Here is a 291-nt window from a genome sequence, read left to right as displayed (position 1 = left end):
GCCTATCTTCCACCCGTCCCGGCGGTGGTGAGCCGCCCCTTTCGCACACCCTTAGAGACTGCCCCCAAGATGACCGATCACACCGAGACGACCACCGCCCCCGAAACCGACGCCGCCCCGGACGCGCCGGCATCGTCGGACGCCGTCGCCACGCTGGCGGCCGAGGTCGCGTCCCTGAAGGACCAGCTGCTGCGCAGCATGGCCGAGGCGGAGAACACCCGCCGCCGCGCCCAGAAGGAGCGTGAGGACACCGCCAAATACGCCGTGTCCGACTCTAGAGGTCCCCGGGAC

Annotated in this window: 1 protein-coding gene; it reads left to right on the top strand. The window is 70.4% G+C overall.

The annotated features are described in order from the left end of the window. Positions 1 to 69: 69 nt before the first annotated feature. On the top strand, positions 70 to 291 hold a 222-nt coding region (locus tag I71_RS33645), incomplete at its 3' end, for a nucleotide exchange factor GrpE (protein WP_042704544.1).

The organism is Azospirillum sp. B506 (genome assembly GCF_000333595.1).
Classification (GTDB): Bacteria; Pseudomonadota; Alphaproteobacteria; order Azospirillales; family Azospirillaceae; genus Azospirillum.
Note: the sequence above shows the minus strand (reverse complement) of the source record. Positions and strands in the feature narration are given on the sequence as shown.